General features: G+C 73.9%; 15 protein-coding genes, 2 tRNA genes and 2 pseudogenes. 11 read left to right on the top strand and 8 right to left on the bottom strand.

Going from position 1 to position 18,592, the window contains the following annotated elements; translation table 11 throughout:
• Window positions 1–480: 480 nt before the first annotated feature.
• Window positions 481–1,713 carry an L-2-hydroxyglutarate oxidase gene (gene lhgO / locus ACEPPI_RS29630; protein WP_373918343.1) on the bottom strand — a complete coding sequence of 411 codons (1,233 nt, stop codon included), beginning with the start codon at window positions 1,711–1,713 and terminating at the stop codon, window positions 481–483.
• 19 nt (window positions 1,714–1,732) lie between these two features.
• On the bottom strand, window positions 1,733–3,436 hold the full coding sequence (locus ACEPPI_RS29625) for a sporulation protein (RefSeq protein WP_373918342.1): 1,704 nt from the start codon (window positions 3,434–3,436) through the stop codon (window positions 1,733–1,735).
• A 644-nt stretch (window positions 3,437–4,080) separates the two neighbouring features.
• Here ACEPPI_RS29625 and ACEPPI_RS29620 point away from each other — a divergent pair.
• From ACEPPI_RS29620 to ACEPPI_RS29610, 3 genes are all read left to right on the top strand, one after another.
• On the top strand, window positions 4,081–6,330 hold the full coding sequence (locus tag ACEPPI_RS29620) for an asparagine synthase-related protein (RefSeq protein ID WP_373918341.1): 2,250 nt from the start codon (window positions 4,081–4,083) through the stop codon (window positions 6,328–6,330).
• A 44-nt stretch (window positions 6,331–6,374) separates the two neighbouring features.
• Complete coding sequence (gene trmB / locus ACEPPI_RS29615; protein WP_373918340.1) at window positions 6,375–7,190, top strand: tRNA (guanosine(46)-N7)-methyltransferase TrmB; 816 nt, start codon at window positions 6,375–6,377, stop codon at window positions 7,188–7,190.
• A gap of 65 nt (window positions 7,191–7,255) precedes the next feature.
• Window positions 7,256–8,614 (top strand): PrsW family intramembrane metalloprotease, encoded by a 1,359-nt coding sequence (locus tag ACEPPI_RS29610; RefSeq protein WP_373918339.1) that lies wholly within the window; start codon window positions 7,256–7,258, stop codon window positions 8,612–8,614.
• A gap of 68 nt (window positions 8,615–8,682) precedes the next feature.
• Here the strand turns inward: ACEPPI_RS29610 and ACEPPI_RS29605 are convergent, their stop codons facing one another.
• The 3 genes from ACEPPI_RS29605 to ACEPPI_RS29595 all read right to left on the bottom strand — a co-directional run bounded on the left by ACEPPI_RS29605 (window position 8,683) and on the right by ACEPPI_RS29595 (window position 11,511).
• Window positions 8,683–9,762: a M23 family metallopeptidase gene (locus tag ACEPPI_RS29605; protein ID WP_373918338.1), complete on the bottom strand. Its 1,080-nt coding sequence runs from the start codon at window positions 9,760–9,762 to the stop codon at window positions 8,683–8,685.
• A 307-nt stretch (window positions 9,763–10,069) separates the two neighbouring features.
• Window positions 10,070–11,254, bottom strand: coding sequence for a PP2C family protein-serine/threonine phosphatase (locus tag ACEPPI_RS29600; protein ID WP_373918337.1), 1,185 nt, complete (start codon window positions 11,252–11,254; stop codon window positions 10,070–10,072).
• Between the two features lie 183 nt (window positions 11,255–11,437).
• Window positions 11,438–11,511, bottom strand: a tRNA-Met gene (locus ACEPPI_RS29595).
• 246 nt (window positions 11,512–11,757) lie between these two features.
• Between ACEPPI_RS29595 and ACEPPI_RS29590 the strand changes: the two genes are divergently transcribed.
• Window positions 11,758–11,830: transfer RNA gene (locus tag ACEPPI_RS29590), tRNA-Lys, on the top strand.
• A 133-nt stretch (window positions 11,831–11,963) separates the two neighbouring features.
• Here ACEPPI_RS29590 and ACEPPI_RS29585 read toward each other — a convergent pair.
• Window positions 11,964–12,095, bottom strand: a pseudogene (locus ACEPPI_RS29585) (integrase); the annotation flags it as partial.
• Between ACEPPI_RS29585 and ACEPPI_RS29580 the strand changes: the two are divergent.
• Both ACEPPI_RS29580 and ACEPPI_RS29575 read left to right on the top strand, forming a co-directional pair.
• Window positions 12,054–12,473, top strand: a pseudogene (locus tag ACEPPI_RS29580) (CorA family divalent cation transporter); the annotation flags it as partial. The pseudogenes ACEPPI_RS29585 and ACEPPI_RS29580 overlap by 42 nt on opposite strands.
• A 227-nt stretch (window positions 12,474–12,700) precedes the next feature.
• Window positions 12,701–12,910, top strand: a complete 210-nt coding sequence (locus tag ACEPPI_RS29575) for a hypothetical protein (RefSeq protein WP_373918336.1) — start codon at window positions 12,701–12,703, stop codon at window positions 12,908–12,910.
• A gap of 33 nt (window positions 12,911–12,943) precedes the next feature.
• Here ACEPPI_RS29575 and ACEPPI_RS29570 read toward each other — a convergent pair whose 3' ends face one another.
• Complete coding sequence (locus ACEPPI_RS29570) at window positions 12,944–13,441, bottom strand: DUF5994 family protein (RefSeq protein WP_373918335.1); 498 nt, start codon at window positions 13,439–13,441, stop codon at window positions 12,944–12,946.
• Between the two features lie 363 nt (window positions 13,442–13,804).
• Between ACEPPI_RS29570 and ACEPPI_RS29565 the strand changes: the two genes are divergently transcribed.
• The 3 genes from ACEPPI_RS29565 to ACEPPI_RS29555 all read left to right on the top strand — a co-directional run bounded on the left by ACEPPI_RS29565 (window position 13,805) and on the right by ACEPPI_RS29555 (window position 15,121).
• Window positions 13,805–14,377 carry a DUF5994 family protein gene (locus tag ACEPPI_RS29565; protein ID WP_373918334.1) on the top strand — a complete coding sequence of 191 codons (573 nt, stop codon included), beginning with the start codon at window positions 13,805–13,807 and terminating at the stop codon, window positions 14,375–14,377.
• Window positions 14,378–14,382: 5 nt separating this feature from the next.
• Window positions 14,383–14,571: a hypothetical protein gene (locus ACEPPI_RS29560; RefSeq protein WP_373918333.1), complete on the top strand. Its 189-nt coding sequence runs from the start codon at window positions 14,383–14,385 to the stop codon at window positions 14,569–14,571.
• Window positions 14,572–14,836: 265 nt separating this feature from the next.
• The gene (locus tag ACEPPI_RS29555; RefSeq protein WP_373918332.1) at window positions 14,837–15,121 is read left to right on the top strand and encodes a hypothetical protein; all 285 of its coding nucleotides are present in this window, start codon (window positions 14,837–14,839) and stop codon (window positions 15,119–15,121) included.
• Window positions 15,122–15,135: 14 nt separating this feature from the next.
• On the opposite strand, the gene ACEPPI_RS29550 is transcribed toward ACEPPI_RS29555, so the two are convergent.
• Window positions 15,136–16,404, bottom strand: coding sequence for an ATP-binding protein (locus ACEPPI_RS29550; protein WP_373918331.1), 1,269 nt, complete (start codon window positions 16,402–16,404; stop codon window positions 15,136–15,138).
• A 203-nt stretch (window positions 16,405–16,607) separates the two neighbouring features.
• Here ACEPPI_RS29550 and ACEPPI_RS29545 point away from each other — a divergent pair, with 203 nt between their 5' ends.
• A complete protein-coding gene (locus ACEPPI_RS29545; protein WP_373918330.1) occupies window positions 16,608–17,807 on the top strand; it encodes a PP2C family protein-serine/threonine phosphatase in 1,200 nt (399 codons plus the stop codon).
• 361 nt (window positions 17,808–18,168) lie between these two features.
• A partial coding sequence (locus ACEPPI_RS29540) for a hypothetical protein (RefSeq protein ID WP_373918329.1) occupies window positions 18,169–18,592 on the top strand: 424 nt, incomplete at its 3' end.

Below are 18,592 nucleotides of genomic sequence, written 5' to 3'. Positions count from 1 at the left end.
TGGCGGGGTCCCGCGCCACGGTCAGCGGGCTCACCGGCCCCGACGCCGCGACCTCCCGCACGACGCTGCCTCGGAGGCCCGGGGGCGCAGGGGGACCGGAGCGCGGCTCTGCCCCCGGAGGCCCGACGGATCCCGCCGAGCCTGGCCTGGGCCGGGCCGGGCCGGGCGTGAGCCGGGCCGGGCCTGCACCGGGACGGGCGTGAGCCGGGACCGGGCCTCCACCGGGACGGGCCTCCACCGGGACGGGCGGGCACCGGGACGGGGCCAGAGCCGGGACCGGGCCAGGCCCGCGCCGAGCCGAGCCAGGGCTCCCGGCGCTCCGCCCCGGACCCCCGTCTCAAACGTCGGCGGGGCTGGAATTCCGTCCGGCGGACCCGGACGGCGCAGCCAGGGGCTCTGGTGCGGTGCGGCGCAGCCGGGCAGGTGGTGGGCCCGACGGGCCACGGCCGGGTGGTGTGGCCCAGTGCCCGGTGGGAGGGGTCAGGACGTGCGGAGGGTGGTGAGGGTGCGGGTGGCGATCTCCCGGCCGATGGGGAGGGACGCGGTCGCCGCCGGTGACGGGGCGTTGAGGACGTGGACCGTGCGCGGGGCCTCGCGGATGAGGAAGTCGTCCACGAGGGTCCCGTCCCGCAGGACGGCCTGCGCGCGGACTCCGGACCCGGCCGGGGTGAGGTCCGCGGTGGTGACGCCGGGCAGGAGGCGGCGTACCGCGTCCGTGAAGGCCCGCTTCGACAGCGAGCGGTGGATCTCCCCGGCCCCGTAGCGCCAGTGCCGGGACGCCATCCGCCAGGATCCCGGCCAGGCCAGCTCGGTGGCGAGGTCGCGGGGCCGGACGGTGGCCCAGTCGTAGCCCTCGCGGGCCAGCGCGGGGACGGCGTTCGGGCCGACGTGGACGCCGCCGCCGATGCCGCGGGTGAGGTGGACGCCGAGAAAGGGGAACGCCGGGTCGGGCACCGGGTAGACCAGCCCCCGGACCAGCTCCGGGCGGGCCAGGTCGTGGTACTCGCCGCGGAAGGGGATGATCCGCATGCCGGGGTCGTCACCGGCGAGGCGGGCGATCCGGTCGCACTGCAGGCCGGCGCAGTTCACCAGCACCTTCGCCCTGACCACCAGCCCGGACGTGGTGCGTACCGCGACGGCGGAGGGGCGGCGGGAGATCAGGTCCACCTCGGCGCCGTAGAGGATCTCGGCGCCGGAGGACTCCGCGAGCTGCGCCGCGACCTGCCCGTAGTCGACGATGCCGGTCGTGCCGACGTGGATGGCGGCGAGGCCGCGGATCTCCGGCTCGTACTCGGCGATCTGGGCGGGGCCGAGCTCGCGCACCGGGATGCCGTTCTCGCGGCCGCGCTGGACGAGGGAGTGCAGGCGCGGCAGCTCCGCGCGCTCGGTGGCGACGATCAGCTTGCCCGTCACCTCGTGGGCGATGCCGTGCTCCGCGCAGAACTTCACCATCTCGGCGGCCCCGCGCACCGCGAAGCGCGCCTTGAGCGATCCCGGGCGGTAGTAAATGCCGCTGTGGATCACCCCGCTGTTGCGGCCCGTCTGGTGCCGGGCGGGGCCGGTCTCCTTCTCCAGTACGGTCACCCGCGTCCCCGGGGCCAGCCGCGACAGGGCATGCGCCGTCGACATGCCGACGATCCCGCCACCGATCACCAGCACATCGCAGTCCACGCCGCCGCCCACGCTGACACCTCCCACCCCTGCATACTGCACCCCGCCACCGACAGAGCGGCTACGCGGGTGTCACCAGGAGCGGTCGGGCCCGCTCGCGCAGCTCCGCGACGCGCGGTTCGTCCCCGTACGGTTCCAGCCGGTGCAGCAGGTCCCGTACGTACTCGTTGGTCCGCGCCGAGGAGATCCGGCCCGCGACCTCCACGGCCCGGGTGCCGGCCGCGCAGGCCGCGTCGAGGTTGCCGGACTCCAGCTCGGCGACCGCGCTCACGACCAGGCGCAGCCCGTGCGAGCGGACGTACTCCTCCGTGGGGCGGGACAGCGCCTGTTCGGTGAAACGCCGGACCTGACGCGGGAGTTTCAGGTCCCGGTAGCATTCCGCAGCATCCGCCGCGAAACGGTCGTACGAGTAGAAACCCAGCCAGGTCGGATCGGCGTCACCCTCACGGGAACGCTCCAGCCAGCCCTCGGCCGCCCGCAGCGCGGCCCCGGCGGCCGCCGAGTCGCCCGCCTTCGCATGGGCGCGGGCCTCGACGAGGCGGAAGAAACTCATGGTGCGGGCGGTGGCCAGGCCCCGGTTGCGTTCGACGGCGGCCTGGGCGAGGTCCACTCCTTCGTCGGGGAAGTCCCGGTAGGTCGCCTGGAGCGACATCGAGGCCAGGACGTAGCCGCCGAGCGGTACGTCGGCGGCCGCGCGGGCCAGCCGCAGCGCCTGGATGTAGTAGCGCTGGGCCGCCTCCTGCTGGCCGGTGTCGAAGGCCATCCAGCCCGCCAGCCGGGTCAGTTCGGCGGTGGCGCCGAAGAGGGCGCGGCCCACCTCGTCGCTGTACGAGCCGAGCAGCAGCGGCGCGGCGTCGACCCGCAGGCACTCGGGGACCATCGACGAACGCCAGTCGCCGCCGCCGTACTTGGAGTCCCAGCGGCGGGCGTCCTCGGCAGCCTCGCGCAGCTTCGTGACGTCGCTGTGGCCGACGCGCTGCGGGGAGGCGTCGGAGAGCACGCCGGGAGCGGGAGCGGCGGGGGCCGTGGCAGCGGCGGGGGTCTGGTGACCGGTTTCGGATCCGGGCCGGGGGGGCACAACGCCCTGCGCGGGGGTCCGTACGGACGGTCCGGGCACTCCGGACGCCCGCCGGGGCGCCACGGCCCCGGTCGCCCCGCCGATCGCCCCATCGGTCGCACCGGCCCGCTCGGCCCCAGCGGCCCCAGCGGCCGTACCGGAGGCCTCCCCGGCCGCCGGAAGCGGAACCGGAAGCGGAACCGGAAGCGGAGCCTTCTCCCGTACGGGACCCGGTTCGCGCGCCACCGAGCTGTCGGCCGGAGATATCAGCCAGCGCGACGCGGGCGTCGCGTACGCCGACACCGCGAAGGACCCGGCGAGCGACTGCCAGATCCCGCCACCGCCCCGCCGCCCCGCGAGGTCGAGCCGGTAGAGGTCGGTCGCCGAACGCACGGCCGCGCCGATGTCGCGCGGGAAGGCCAGCCCGACCTCGGGCGCGGGGTCCGCGTCCGCGAGCCCGATCTCGTGCAGCGGCACCGGGCGCCCCAGCTTCGCGCCGATGGCGGCCGCGATCAGGTGGGGCGCGGCGCCCTGGGGCACCATCCCCTTCGACACCCACCGCGCGACCGAGGTCTTGTCGTACCGGAGCGTCAGACCGCGCTGCGCGCCGAGGTCGTTGACCCGCCGGGCCAGTCCCGCGTTGCTGATGCCCGCGAGGGCGAGGACGGCGCCGAGCTTCTCATTGGGCTCGCGGAGCTCCCTGGACATGCGCCACCCCTCGTCACACGCGGAACGCAGACGCCGCCGGGGCATAGGCGCCCGGCATTTCGTAAACCCAGCGTAGTTCCCCGCCTCCCAAGCGTTAAGGCCCCGACTTCCGTATGGCGGGATTGTTGTCCGCATGCACAGTCCGGGCGGGGCCCGGCCCCGGGGCGCACGTGTCAGCTCGTGCTCCGCCCGTGTGGCCGTGCGCCCGGCCGTGCGCTCTGGCCGGTCCCGGGGCCCGGCGATTCGATGTGCGGTGCGTGGGTCGGCCCGCCGCGTGGAACCGGAGGGCCGGGGGATGCCGCCGCCTCAATCCCCGCGGGTGGCGGAACGGTCCGGGGGGTGGAGACCGCCTCCCGGACCGCGGCCCGCGTGCGGACCGCGCACGGACCGTCGCGGGCACTCAGCACGGCCGAAGAATGGCCGAAACCGACCTATGGGGCGGTGGGAACGGAACGCCAAATACCGCGTGGCCGGGGCGTGTTCGTTTGCATGCGCGCCCCCGAAGCCACTCTCGCACGCCCGTCTCGTGGCAGCATGGACCCCGAGCCACCCGGGGTCCCGCCGGCCGCGCCCTCCGGCGCCGACCGCGTCGTCCGTGCCGTCCGTTGCCCCGGTCATGTGCCCACGGGCTGGGGGAGGCGGCGGTGCGCTGGTTGGTCGGGTGGAGCAGTATCGCCGCGAGCTTCGGTACGGCCGGCCGGGTCTCCCACCAGGGCGAACCGCCCCGCGGCGGCGGCCGGGCCGACTCCGCGGACCCCGCCCACGGGACGTACGGACCCCACGGCGCGTACCCCCACGCGGCCCCGCCGCGCGGCGGCATCGCGGACGCCGCGTACGCCGACGATCCGGCCGCCCAGGACGCGGAACGCACCGTCCACCCCGTCGGCGCCCAACTGCTCTGGGGCGACCCCGACCCCCTCTGGGCCGTCGGCGACTGGCGCCCCGACGAGATCCGCACCGTCACCGCCGACCCCGCGGACCCCTTCACCCGGCTCGCCGTCCTCGGCTGCTGCGGCGCCACCGACGCAGAACTGCGCCGCGCCCTCTACGCCGCCCGCGGCGGCGCCCTGCGCCACCTCACCGAGTGGTCCGGCAGCTACACCGCCGTCGTCCAGGCCGGCCGCCGCATCACCGTCCTCGGCGACCTCGCGGGGGCCCGGCCCGTCTTCTACACGCCCTGGGCGGGCGGCACCGCGTACGCCACCGCCGCCCTCCCGCTCGCCGACCTGATCGAGGCGCAGCTCGACGTCGGCCATCTCGCGGCCCTGCTGGCCTGCCCCGACAGCCCGGAGGCACTGGGCGACGGCACACCGTACGTCGGCGTGCGGCGGATCCCGCCCGGCCACACGCTGATCCTGCGCGAGGGCTCCCGGGAGATCACCGGGTACGAGCCGGTGGCCTCCCTCGCGGTGGCCGCGCCCGAGGCCGACCCGGAGCGCGCGGTGGAGGGCGTACGGGAAGCGTTGACGGCCGCGGTGCGCGCCCGGCTCACGGCGCCCCGTCATGCTCCCGACGTACTGGTGACCGACCCCGGCCCCGTGCCCGGAATGGGACCCGCCGACCGGCGTGCGGCCCGGGGCGCCCCCGCGCCCGGGGTGGGCGCCGACCTCTCCGGCGGCAGCGCCTCGGCGACGCTGGCCCTCCTCGCCGCCGGGCTCCCGGGCTCCCCCGGCACCCTGCCCGGCACCGGCTCCCGGCTCCTCGCCGTCACCTTCAACGACCTGGCCACCCCGCAGGGCCGCGAGGCCGAGCTCGAACGCGCCCACGCCCTCGCCGCCGACCCCCGGCTGCACCACGTCGTGGTGGCCGCGGCCGCGGAGGCGCTCCCCTACGCGGAACTCGACGGCCCGCTCACCGACGAACCCGGCCCCTCCCTGGTCACCGCCGCCCGCGAGCGGCGCCGCCTGGCGGCCGGCTCCGCGGACCACTTCACCGGGCACGGGGCCCGCCAGGTCCTCGACGCGCACCCCGCCCGCATGGCCGACCTGCTGCTGGACCGCAGACGCCGCCACCTGCTGCGCCCGGTCGCCGCCCTCGCCCGCGCCGCCTCGGCCTCCGGGGAGTCCCTCCTCGTGCCGCTCACCGTGTACTCGGCGGCCCGCCGCCTGGCCCGTACGCCGTACCGCGCGGGCATCGAGGCGGCGGCGGCCCGGCTGCGCGAGGGCGGGGTCGCCGCCGCGGTCTCGGGGCCGGTCGACGCCTCCCTGGCGGCCCTGACCTGGTCCCGCCCGGGGCCGGCCGCGGGCTGGCTGACCGGGGAGGCGCTGGCGGAAGTATCGATCCGCCTCCGGGCCGCCGCCGGACGCCCCCCGCTCTCGCTGCGGCCCGGCGAGGCCCGCGCCCGCGCGCTGCTGGCCCGCCACGCGGCCGACCACCGGGTCTTCGAGCAGGCCGTGGAGGTCCGCAGCCAGCGCCTGCACGCGCCGTTCCTCGACAACCAGGTCGTACGGGCCGCGCGCGCCCTGCCGGAGTCCCTGCGGGTGCAGCCCGGGGCCCGCGCCGAGATCCTGCGCAGCGTGCTGGCCTCCGCCGGGGTGCGGGAACTGCCGCCCGGGTGGGGCGCCACCGCCCACACCCCGAACGAGACCGCGAGCCGGCTCGGGCTGCGGGCCGCCCTGCCCGGCCTGCTCTCCCTGTTCTCCGCCCCGCTGCTGGCCGACGCCGGGCTGATCGAGGCCCGGGTCGTGCAGCGGGCCCTGTCCGACGCCGCCGACGGCAGGCCCGTACCGCTCGACGGGCTGGCGGAACTCGTCTCGATGGAGCTGTGGCTGCGCCGCCTCCTGGCCCGCCGCGGAACCTGCTGGACGGGCACCTCCACCCCGCGCCGCCGCGCGGTCCCGGCCCTGGACGCGTCCCTCCCCCGCCTCACCCGGGGCGCCCCGGCCGCCCGCTAGGCAGCCGCCCCGCCGGTGCCCCCGCGTCGTAGAATCGGCGCATTGTGTCTGAGTCCCCGAACCCCCAGCCCAGCCTCCCGGACACCGCGCCCGAGGCGACCGCGTACGTGCCCCCCAAGTGGCGCACCGAGCCCCGTTTCCCCGACGGCCCCGCGCCCGACCCCGCCGGGTCGCACCACGAGCGGCGGATCCGCAGCTTCCAGCCGCGCCGCAGCCGGGTCACCACCGGCCAGGGCGAGGCGCTGAAGCGCCTGTGGGGGACCTGGGGGCTCGACATCGACGGCCACGAGGTCATCGACCTGCACCGGCTCTTCGACGGCCTGCCCGTGGTCCTGGAGATCGGCTTCGGCATGGGCGAGGCCACCGCCCAGATGGCCGCCGCCGACCCCTCGACCGGCATCCTCGCCGCCGACGTGCACACCCCGGGCCAGGGCAACCTCCTCGCGCTCGCCGAGCGCGGCGGGATGACCAATGTCCGCGTGGCCAACGGCGACGCCATCATCCTGCTCCGCGAGATGCTGCCGCCCGCCTCCCTCGCCGGACTGCGCGTGTACTTCCCGGACCCGTGGCCCAAGGCCCGCCACCACAAGCGGCGGCTGATCCAGCCCGAGTTCCTCGACCTGGCCGCCACCCGCCTGGCGCCGGGGGCCCTGCTGCACTGCGCGACGGACTGGGAGCCGTACGCGGAGCAGATGCTCGAAGTCCTCACCGCGCACCCGGAGTTCGAGAACACGCAGGCCGACGGCGGCTACGCGCCGCGCCCCGAGTTCCGCCCCCTCACCCGCTTCGAGGGCCAGGGACTCGACAAGGGCCACGTCGTCCACGACCTCCTCTTCACCCGCGCCCGCCCCAAGAACTGACAAACATCACTCCGAGTGTCCGAGCGGCTCGGTAGGGTCACCATGTGCTCCGAGCGCTCTCCCGTGTGCTCGCACGCACACCGGACCCGGTCCGCGTGTGCGTGCCCGTCACCCTGCTCACCGCGACCGGGTTCACCATCCTGGAACTCGTGCGGGAGCAGACCGGCACCGCCGGTTTCCTCGTAGGACTCGGCCTGGCCCTGCTGCCCGTACCGCCGCTGATGGCGGCGTTCCGGTGGCTCGGCCGGGCCGCGCCCGCCCCCTGGCGGCAGTTGATGTTCTGCTTCGGCTGGGGGGCCTGCACCGCGGCGCTGATCGCGATACTGGCGAACAGTTTCGCGACCGAGTGGATGGCCGCGGCCACCACCGACCCCTTCGACGCCGACCGGTTCGGCTCGGTGGCGATCGCCCCGGTCGTGGAGGAGAGCGCCAAGGCCGCCGCGCTGCTCCTCGTCTTCGCCTTCCGAAGACGGCAGTTCACCGGCCCCGCCGACGGGTTCGTGCTGGCCGGGTTCACCGCCACCGGCTTCGCCTGCACCGAGAACGTCCTCTACCTGGGCAACGCCTTCGAGGAGGACCTCGCCAAGGGCACCGGCGTCCTGGACTCCATGACGGCGGCGACGTTCTTCGTGCGGGCGGTGCTGTCCCCGTTCGCACACCCCCTGTTCACCGTGCTGACCGGGCTCGGCTTCGGCATGGCCGCGGCCGGTGCGGGCCGCGCGCGCCGGGTGGGCCCGCCCCTGCTGGGCCTGGGCCTCGCCATGGGTCTGCACGCGCTGTGGAACGGCTCCTCACACTTCGGTGAGTACGGTTTCTACGCGGTCTACGGCTGCGTGATGGTCCCGGCGTTCGCGCTGCTGCTGGGGCTGGCCGTGCGGATACGGCGTCACAGACTGCGGGCCGTCGCCGCCGAGCTGTCGGTGTACGCCCGCGCGGGCTGGCTCGGCCCGGCGGAGGTCCCGGCGCTGGCCTCGATGCCGGCCCGGTCCCTGGCGCGGGCCCTGGCCCGCCGCAGCGGTGGCCGGCCCGCCGCCCGGGCGGTGTCCCGCTACGCGGCGGACGCCGCCGCCCTCGCCCTGCTGCGCCGGCACGCCCGGCAGGCCCGGCAGACCGCCGGCCCCGACCGGGATCCCGCCCTCGACCGGGAATTCGCCGTACAGGAACGGGAGTTGCTGGACCGCCTCTGGCTCCGCCGGGCGACGGCCGCGCCCGTCCTGGCGCGGGCGGCGGTGCTGGAGGAGCTGCTGCCGCCGTGGTACGACCCGCTGGCCGGCCCGCACACGCCCCGGCCACCCCAGGCCACCCAGGAGCCCCTGGCCACCCGGCCGGCGCCGCCCTTCGCGCGCCCGGCGACACCGGCACCGGCCCCGATGGCGGTGCCGCCCCCCAGGGCCCCGGCCCTGTCCGCCTCCGTCCGCCCCTGAAGACCGGCCTCTCGGCGGGCGGCGGCCGGCGGGACCGCCACGAGGCGGCACGCGGCGGCGCCCCGGGACTAGACGCTGAGCCCCTTGGCCTCCAGCCATGCCAGCGGGTCGACCGTCGAGCCGCCCTTGCGCACCTCAAGGTGCAGGTGGGCCCCGGTGACGTTGCCGGTCGCGCCGACCCGTCCGATGGTCTCGCCCGCGCCGACCGTCCCGGAGGTCACCGACATGGAGGAGAGGTGGCAGTACCAGACCTCCGTACCGTCATCGAGCTGGAGCACGATCCGGTAGCCGTAGGCGCCCGACCAGCCGGCCGAGATGACCTTCCCGCCGCCCACGGCCTTGACCGGGGTGCCGGTCGGCGCCGCGAAGTCGAGGCCGGTGTGGTGCCCGGAGGACCACATGGAGCCGGAGTCGCCGTAGTGCGAGGTGAGCGTGTAGGAGGAGGTGGGGAGGGAGTAGCCGCCCGAGGTCTTCGTGCCCGCGCCGGACCCGGATCCGCCGCCCTCCGCGTCCTTGGCCGCCGTCGCCGCGGCGGCCGCGGCCGCCTTGTCCGCTTCGGCCTTCTCCGCGGCGGCCTTCTCCGCGGCCGCGCGAACCGTCTCGGCCTCCTTGTCGGCCGCTTCCTTCTGGGTGCGGGCCTCCTGGGCCGCGGCCTCGCGCGCGGTCCGCTCGGCGTCCGCCCGCGCCTGGGTCTCGACGGCCTCCTGCTGCGACTCGGCCTGCTGGAGGATGCGGTGGCGCAGGGCCTCCCCCGCGTCGGCCTGCCCGTGGCCCTGGCCGTCGGCCTGCCCCGGGACCCCGGCGGTCCGCGCGGCCGCCGCCCCGGCGGGCGCCGCGGTGTCCGCGCCGGCCGCCTCGGAGGAGTGGCCGCCGCCCAGCAGGTCGGGCAGGTCCGGGAGCGAGGGCATGGATATCGCGACCTGCGGCCGGTCCTGCGCGGTGGCGATGCCGCCCGCGCCGACCGCCGCGATCACGCCGACCCCGAGCACGGTCGAGCTGCGGGCGAGTCCGCCGCGCTGCTTGAGGACGCGGTGCTTGCCGCGGACCGAACGGGCGGAGTCCTCCGTCGGATTCCACTCGCCCCAGGCTCCTGCGGTGGGCGTCTCCGGAACGTCGATGCCCTCAGGGGAAGGCGAGTTGGAGGCCACCGGGGCACACTCCTCATGAGCGAGAACGCGCACGGGTGCCGTCTCTTGCGACGGCTGTGACGTCCGCGCTGCGTTATCGAACGGTAATAGACGCGGGGGAGTGATTCCAAGCTGTTGCGACTGATCGTTAACCCCAATCAGCCACACCCCGAACAGCTCTGGCCTGAACATTCACCCCATCGAGCATCAACTCAGGACAAATATCCACGCCCAACCCCTTCACTTCGGCCACGATGGCCCGAATGACGAACCGTCAACTTCCTAGCGCAGAGCACCCCATGGGCTACGCAACGTCACCGCTCGGGAGTCATTCCTCCTCGCGCCGCACCACGGGGACCGTCCGCCTGCGCTCCGGCTGCCCCTCCTGCGGCCGCCCCACGGCGAGCAGCGCCATGTCGTCGGTGGTCCCGCCGCCCGTGTGCCGGCGGACGTCGCTGCTGAGGGCGCCGAGCACCTCGCCCGGCCCCGGGAAGACCCGCCCGCGCAGGCGGGCCGCCGGATCGTAGAAGACGCCCGCCGCGTCCCGGGCCTCGGTCACCCCGTCGGTGTAAAGGAGCAGGGTGGCGCCCTGCGGGAAGGGCCACTCCCCGACCGGATCCGGCGGACCGGCCGACAGCACCCCCAGCCCCAGCCCCAGCGGGAGCGAGGGCTCGGCCGGTTCGAGGACCGCCAGGCCCCCGTCGGCGTACAGCAGCAGCGGTTCGGGGTGGCCCCGGTTGAGCAGCCGCAACACCCCGGCCCCGGCCGGGACCTCGCCGAGCACACAGGTGGTGAACCCCTCGACCGCGTCCAGGCTGTCCCGGCGGACGCCCTCACGGGCCAGGGCCCGCTCCAGCCGCTCCGCGAGCGCCTCCAGGGTCGGTTCGGTGTCCGCGGCCTCCCGGAAGGCACCCAGGACCACGGCGACGGCCTCCACGGCACCCAGCCCCTTGCCCCGTACGTCGCCCACCGCGAGCCGCACCCCGTACGGGGTGTCCTGGACGGCGTAGAGGTCCCCGCCGATGAACGCGTCGGCCTGCGCGGCCTCGTACCGCGCGGAGACGTGCAGCCCCCCGATCCGCTCGGCCGGCGTCGGCAGCACGGCCCGCTGGGCCGCCTCGGCGATCCCGCGCGCGGAGGCGAGCCGCTCGCCGCTGCGCCGCACGACCCGGTTGATGAGCAGGGCCAGCCCGGAGACGGTCACCACCGTCACCAACTCGGTCAGCGCGTCCACCCTCCAGTCGGCGGCGTTGCGCAAGTGCAGGGCCACCACGGCGCTGGAGGCGGCGAACCCGGTCAGGGCGGTCGCCAGGAAGCTGAAGACGGGGGCGGCGATCAGCGGGGCCGCCGAGAAGAAGGGGGAGCCCGTGAAACCGGGCGGGGTCAGCAGGTCGAAGCCGAGGCCGAGGAGGATCAGCAGCGCCGGGAGCGCCTGGAGCACCTGCCGGCCCGCCCCGTCGCCGGGCTCCGTCGCCCCGCTCGCGTCACCGCCCTGCCGGCCCAGCCCCACCACGCTGCTCTCCTGCCGCCCGGTCCCGCCTCGCCCTCCAAGGCTGGCGGTACGGCCGACACACGGCGACCGCACCGGGCCGACCGGGTGAAGGAGCGCCGCAAGAAACGGAGCAAGGAGCGGAACAAGGGGCAGCGCATACGACGAAGGCCCGGTTCCACAAGGGAACCGGGCCTTCGTACTGAGTAGCGGGGACAGGATTTGAACCTGCGACCTCTGGGTTATGAGCCCAGCGAGCTACCGAGCTGCTCCACCCCGCGTCGGTAAACCCAACTCTACGTCATCCGGGAGGCCCACTCCGCCAATTAACCCCCCGACCTCCCCCTGAAAGAACATAACCGCAGGTCAGGGCCGCAAGGAAAGGCCCCGATCCCCCTCCGGACCCCTGCCCCACCCCCTCCGCCCCGACCGGGCCCCCGATGGCGGGAAACCGCCGCGGCCCGTCCCGGTCGATACCCGATCGGTCTGGGGGGCCTCTCCCGCTATGCTCTGGGGTGAGCGCGCCTGGGCCATTAGCTCAATTGGCAGAGCAGCGGACTTTTAATCCGTTGGTTGTCGGTTCGAGTCCGACATGGCCTACTGCTCCCAGGGGAGGGATACCCCCTCTGACCTGGCACTTAGCGCCCCACCCGGTTTCGTCCAGGTGGGGCGCTAAGTCGTTTCCGGGCCGGTGCGTGAGCGATGCGTGAGCGGACGGCCCGTCATGCCCTGGTCAGGGGGCGGATGAGCGGGCACGAGGCACCAGCTGGGCCGCCGCTTCTGCCGCAGCCTGGTCGGCCTCGGGGAGCAGGCTCGTGTATGTATCCGAGGTCAGCGTGATCGTGGAGTGGCGGAGCGTCTCTTTGCGGGACTCGATCTCCTCGTTGGCATCAGCCACCCGGCGCGCTCTCCTCTGGGAAGCTCGGTTGTGAACTGCGTGGTCTATGCCGAGGGCGTGCGGCAGTACGGGGACTGCGAGGCCGAGGAGGCTCTGCGGCGGGTCCGCAAGGCGGGTGACGGATTCGTCCGGATCGGTTTGCACGAGCCGGACCAGGAGGAGTTCGCCAGCCTCGCCGAGCTGTTCGGACTTCATCCGCTCGCGATCGAGGACGCCGTCCACGCGCATCAACGGCCCAAGGTGGAGCGGTACGACGACACGCTGTTCGCGGTCTTCAAGACCGTCCGCTACGTCGAGCACGTGGAGCTGACGGCCACCAGTGAGGTGGTGGCCACCGAACAGCTCACGTCCTACGACGCGCTGCTCGACTCCATCCCGCAGGCCTGGACACTTGCCGCGAACCCGTCAAGCCTCGGCCCTGAAGGGACGACCGGCCTTCCGACGCTGCCACACCGGGGAGGGGCGTCATCCGTGTGCCTTGCTTCGCAGTCGACATGATGCAGACCGTCGCGGCGCGTGTCAGCGTGATCGGAGAGGAATCCGTACCCCACGCATCAAGAGGAGTCGCCGTCATGGACGGTAGGCAGGACAAGCGCCAGGAGCCGGGCAAGGGGCGCGAGGCGCAGGAACACCGTCGCCCCGGAGACCCTGCGCAGCCCCAGCCCGGCCGGTCGTCCCGCGAGAAGGGCGAGAAGGGACAAAAGCCCGGTCAGAAGGAGGCCTCGCGCCGCCGCGAGGACGATCTTCTGCGCGAGGAGGACCTGCACGACGAGGGGCTCTGACCGGCGCACCACTCGGCCACTGAGGATTCGGGGTCAGCCCGCCGCCTCGGCGGCGCCGTCCTCAGGTTCGGGTGTGGTCGCGATGAGGATCTGAGTGGCCTGCGTGACGTTGTCGGCGCGGACGGCGCGGGCCATCGCTTCGCGGGCGGCGTCGGCGGTGGTGTCCGGGGGGACCATCAGCAGGGCGAAGTGGTCGTTGTGGCCGCGAGTGACGAGGACGGTGTCGTCGCCGACGGGGTCGGCGTCGAGGTGCACGACCTGGCCGTCGATGACCAGACGGGTCGGGACGTCCCGCCAGGCGGAGGTGTCCAGGCCAACCCGCGTGATGGGCCCGAGGTGCGCGGTCAGTGCCGTGATCAGTGCGGGCAGCTCGATCGTGACGTCCCTGGAGCGCGGCCACCAGGCGCCGTCCAGGAGCCCTTCGCGGGACCGTGTGGTTTCCAGCCGGAGCAGGGCGGCGCCCGGCTTGACCGCTTGGTGGATCGCGTCCGGGAGGAGCTTCAAAGGGTCGGGGTTGTCGGATGCAGCCATGGTGATTCCGCCTGTCTCGCGGTGCGGCGGCCCCCCGTTCGACGGCCGGCAGCGGCGTCGAAAAGGCTGTTGAGCTGGGGAGCGTCTCCGTCGTTTCACGGTACTCCGCCCGCCCTCACGGTGTGGCGAGGGGAACCGGCTGCGCCGCTCTCGCCGTCTGCGCCGGAAAATACCTGGTCAGAATCGGCTTCCCGGATCGCGAACCGGAGTACGGTGAAGAGACCGGGAGCATTTCGCACACCCGCTCCCACGCGGACGTCGTTTCCGGCGATCACTGCACCGGGGCGGGGGGGCGCCGGCCCCGGGCGGGGGCGCGCCCTGTCCGCGCCCCCCGCCCCCCCCCCGCGGGGACGGGTCCGCGACATGACCACGACCCTCGACCGCGCCGCGCAGTCGGCTGTTGTCCTGCGCCCGGCCCGTCTGTCCCTCACGCCGAAGACCGCTCTGGCAGGCCGGCTGGACGGTGCCTGGTGGCCCCGCTCTCGTGACCTCGAAGCCGAGCTCCCCGCTCTCGCCGCCGCTCTGGACGAGACCTGGGGGCGCATCACGCGCGTCAGCGTGAACCCCAGCCGCTGGCCGGTCGTCCCGCGCACGGTTGCCGTGGCCGGGCACCTTTTGCACGTGGGCTGGTTCACCGAACAGGACCCCGACAAGCTGATCCTGCTCTCCTACACCGTCGGCCGCTGGGACCTCCTGGTGGTCCCGCCCGAGACCGAGCCCGCGGCCGCGGCCCGGCTGATGGCCGCCGCCGCGATCCCGGGCAGCGTCCTGGCCGCAGACGTCCTGATGGCCAACGAGACCGTCATCGGGCGCGGCATCCGCGACGCCCGCCGCCGGGAAGCCACCTGGGAGGGTGAAGGCGGGGCCTGCATGTCCCCCTTCGGGGAGCCGATGGGCCGAACCGCCCTGCCGCGGTCCGGAAACGGCTGGAGGTGATCTCCGTGGAGACCGTCGTCTTCATCGCAGTGATCATCCTCGTGATCGGCATCGGAATGCGCTGGATCCACCTGCTGAACGCCCAGCACGACGCGCGGATCAAGGCCTACCGCTTCAGCGACCCCCTGCCGAGGCCTCCCGGCCTGCCGGACGACACCGGTCGTCGAGCCCACCACACGGGTGCCGACCGGTGAGGAACAGACCTTCCTCCGACCGGGGGCAGCGGTCGGGGCGCCTCGGCGCCCCGACTCGCAGGCGCGGAACAGCGCAGCTACCCCGCCTTCGACGGCAACACCCGCCTCCACCTCACCGTGGACACGGCGACACCCTCGGGCCTCGCCCGCTCGTGGTCGGCCACCAGCAGGACCCCCGCCGGCACCGGCGCACACTCCGACGAGATCCGAGACGCCCCGACCGGCCCCGGAGCCCGCTCCACCCCACACACGAAAGGACGCGGTCATGGCCACACTGCGCGAACGCAAGACCTACCGCGGTCAGGTGCTCCGGGTCCTGTACGAAGCCGTCGAAGGCAACCGCCTCCTCGGCATCACCGGAGCACAGCTGCGGCATGACCTCCACGTACCGGAACAGGACCTGGCCGCCGCCTGCACCTACCTGGCGGGCGAAGGACTGATCACCGTCGACTGGGAACCCGGCAACACCCCGGCGATGGTCACCCTCACCCACGAGGGAATCCGGCACATGGAGGCCGAGGAGGAAGGGACGGCCACGGGCCCGGCCTGATCCGGACAGCACACCTAGATGCGGGCGAACGTCTCGGTCTGCTGGGCGAACTCCTGGGCCATGGCCGCGCTGACCGTGGGCCTGGTGTCGCCGATCGTGCGCAGGTAGTCCTCGGTGGTGGGGCGGGCCCGGGCTCCGGTATCGAAGGTGTGCTCGAACTGGACTTGGGAGACGGTGCGCGCCACATGGGCGATGTCGGCGGGGGTGAACCCCTCGCTGGCGGTCGCCAGCACCGCACTGTCGCCCTGCGCGCCCGCCCGGGCCAGGTAGCTCTCCCACAGCGCGGTCCTCGCGCGGTCGTCGGGCGGGCCGATCGGTAGTACGTAGTCGAAACGGCCGTGCCGTAGGAACGCGGAGTCGAGCGTGGTCACGTCGTTCGTGGCGCAGACGAGCAGCCGTCCGTCCTGGCCCCGGAACCGGACGATCGCCTTGAGCAGTTCGTTGACGACGCCGACCGCGGTCGCGTCCGCGCCGCTCCGGGTCCCGGCGATCTCCTCGACCTCGTCGATGAAGACCAGGACGTGGTCGAGCCCGGCGATCTCGTCGAAGCGCCGGTTCAGCCCGCTCGCCAGTCCGTATTCGGCGGCCAGCCGGGCGGGGAACAGTTCGAGGAACGGCCATCCCAGACGGCTGGCGATCGCGTGCGCGAACGTGCTCTTTCCCGTCCCGGGCGGCCCGAACAGCATCACCGCCCTCGGCAGCTCCACGCCGTGCTGGGCGGCCATTTCGGGATGGGCCAGTGGCAGGACCAGGCGCCGCTCGATGAGCTCCTTCTCCTTCTGCATGCCCGCGACCTGCTGCCACAGTCCCCCGGGCGGTAGCTCCGCTCCCAGCGACGCGAGCATGCTGACCGACTGAGGGGTCACTCGCCCGCGCTTCTCGAAGAAGACCAGGCCGGGACGGGCACCGAAGCCGCAGTTGTGCAGGGCGGTGGCACCGGTCTCGCCGTCGGGCAGGACCGCGTGCACCGTTCGGACTCCACCGGCGAACAGCCGGTGCTCCAGGGCCGTGATCAGGTCGCTGCCCAGCCCTTGGTGCCGCCAGGCGGGCGCCATGCTGATGCGCAGGATCCACGCCCGCTCACCCTCCACCCTGCTCACCGCGGCGCCGACCACCTCCTCGTCCGCGGTGGCCACCACCGCCGGGTGCAGGGCCTGGAGCGCCGCCACGGTGTCCGAGAGCGGAAAGAGCGGTGACCCTTCGGCCGTGCCGCTCTCGGCGTCGACTCGGAGCACCGCTTCGAGATCGTCCTGGGTGTAGTCCCTGACACGCCACCCCGTCATGGTCAGCTCCGCGTGTTCGGCCGTACTCCCATCATCAGCCGATGCGAGCCGGGGCGCGCGGCAGCGACCGCGCGCGCCCCCGCAGTGCCGTTGAGGGCGGAGCATCGAAGCCGTGTGGCGTGCCCGGTCGCCGGGGAGCATCCTGGAGGCCACGCCGCCCGTGCAGCCGGAAGCCGGCCCGCCGCCTGGTTGGAGGCAACAGGATGACCGTCGGAGGCCGCGCGGACCCGGACCGCTCGGAGAGCTTCGGGGAGGAACTGCTCGGGGTGCTCCTGGACGGGGCGCACGAGCTGCCACCCCATCTGGTCGGCCCGCTGGTTGCGGAGACGATGACCCGCATGGGGGGACGTGACCCGCAGATCCTGCTTCAGGACTACGGACAGCAACAGCTGGTCCCCCTGCCCGCGTACGACGGGGCCGCCGGTGATGCGCTGCCCATCGACCGGTCCGAAGCCGGCCGGTGCTTCCTGGAGTCACGCCCCGTCGAAGTCCTGACGCCCGACGGCATACGGGTCCACCTGCCCCTGCTGGACGGCGGCGACCAGGTGGGGGTGCTCGCGGTCACCCTGGACGGGGTCGACGACGACACCCGCCGCCTCCTGCGCAGGATCGCGGGCCTGGCGGCCGACCTGCTGCAGACCAAGAACGGCTACACGGACCTCTTCTTCCGGACCCGCCGCGGTGAACCGATGAGCGTGGCTGCGGAGATCCAGTGGTCCCTGTTGCCCCCGCTGTCGATGGTGATGCCGCACGTCGCGGTCGCCGGAGTTCTGGAGCCCGCCTACGCCGTGGCGGGGGACAGCTTCGACTACGCCCTGAACGGCGACGTCTTGCACCTCGCCATGGTCGACGCCATGGGGCACGGCCTGGACGCGGCCACGATGGCCACGGTGGCCATCGGCGCGTACCGCCACGCCCGCCGGATCAGCATCGAACTGTCCGAGATCTACCTCTTCATGGACCGAGCCGTCGCGGAGCAGTTCGCCCCGGACCACTTCGTGACCGCCCAGATGATGCGCTTGGACACGGACACGGGGCGCCTCCAGTGGGTCAACGCGGGGCATCCCGCGCCCATGCTGATCCGCGCACACCGCGTCGTACGCCGTCTGGACAGCCCCACGACCCTCCCTGTCGGCTTCGGAGGGGACCAGCCGCAGGTCAGCGCGGTGGCGTTGGAGCCTGGCGACCGCGTCCTCTGCTTCACCGACGGCCTGATCGAAGAACACAAAAGCGGGCAGGAGCAGTTCGGCGAGAAGCAGCTGATCGACTGGGTGAACCAGCTGGAGCAGGCCGACCACGGGATCCGCGCGGTGGCCCGGGACCTGTCCCACACCCTCAAGAGGGCACGCGGCGAGACCACCTCGGACGATGCGTCGCTCGTCCTGTTCGAGTGGCGCGGATGACGGAAGGCCGTGCCACAACCAGAGAGGCCGAGAGTCCCTGGTCAGCGCTGCCGAATGCGTGAGCGATGCGTGAGCGGACGTGCTGGCACGGCCTGATCTGGCATGGATCCGACGACACGGTGCAGCCCTCTGAGCAGGCGCTTCCTGGGACCGAGCGCCCCGTCCGGCTTCGTCAGGGCGGGGCGCTCGGTCGTTTCCGGCCGCCCGCGGCGCACCGAGCCCGCGGCAGGCACCGGGCGCCCGGTGTGCGCGTCGAGGGCTACTACGACTCCATGGGCGGCTGCTGAGCATCTCCGGGAGCCGCTGACGCCCGCGGCCCGGGACAAGGAAAAGGGATCGGCCCCCACAGCAGCGGAGTGCTGTGGGGGCCGATCCCGTGTCAGGCGGCGCTCAGACGTCAGCCGTTGCGCTTCCAGCGGGGCTTGTCGTCACGACGGCCGCCGAAGGAGCCGGTCGAACCGGAGCCGGAGGGGCGGTTGTCGTCGCGGCGGCCGTAGGGGCGCTCGCCGGCACCGCCGGCGCGGAAGCCACCGGACGGACGGTCGTCGCGGCGGAAGCCGCCACGGTCGCCACCACGGTCGTCACGGTTGAAACCACCGGACGGACGGTCGTCGCGACGGAAACCGCCACCACGGTTGTCGTCACGACGGTCACCACCGGCGCGGAAGCCACCGGACGGACGGTCGTCGCGACGGAAGCCACCACGGTCGCCACCACGGTCATCACGGTTGAAACCACCGGACGGACGGTCGTCGCGACGGAAACCGCCACCACGGTTGTCGTCA

Origin of the sequence: Streptomyces sp. AB3(2024) (genome assembly GCF_041862025.1) — a bacterium.
GTDB lineage: Bacteria > Actinomycetota > Actinomycetes > Streptomycetales > Streptomycetaceae > Streptomyces.
Note: the sequence above shows the minus strand (reverse complement) of the source record. Positions and strands in the feature narration are given on the sequence as shown.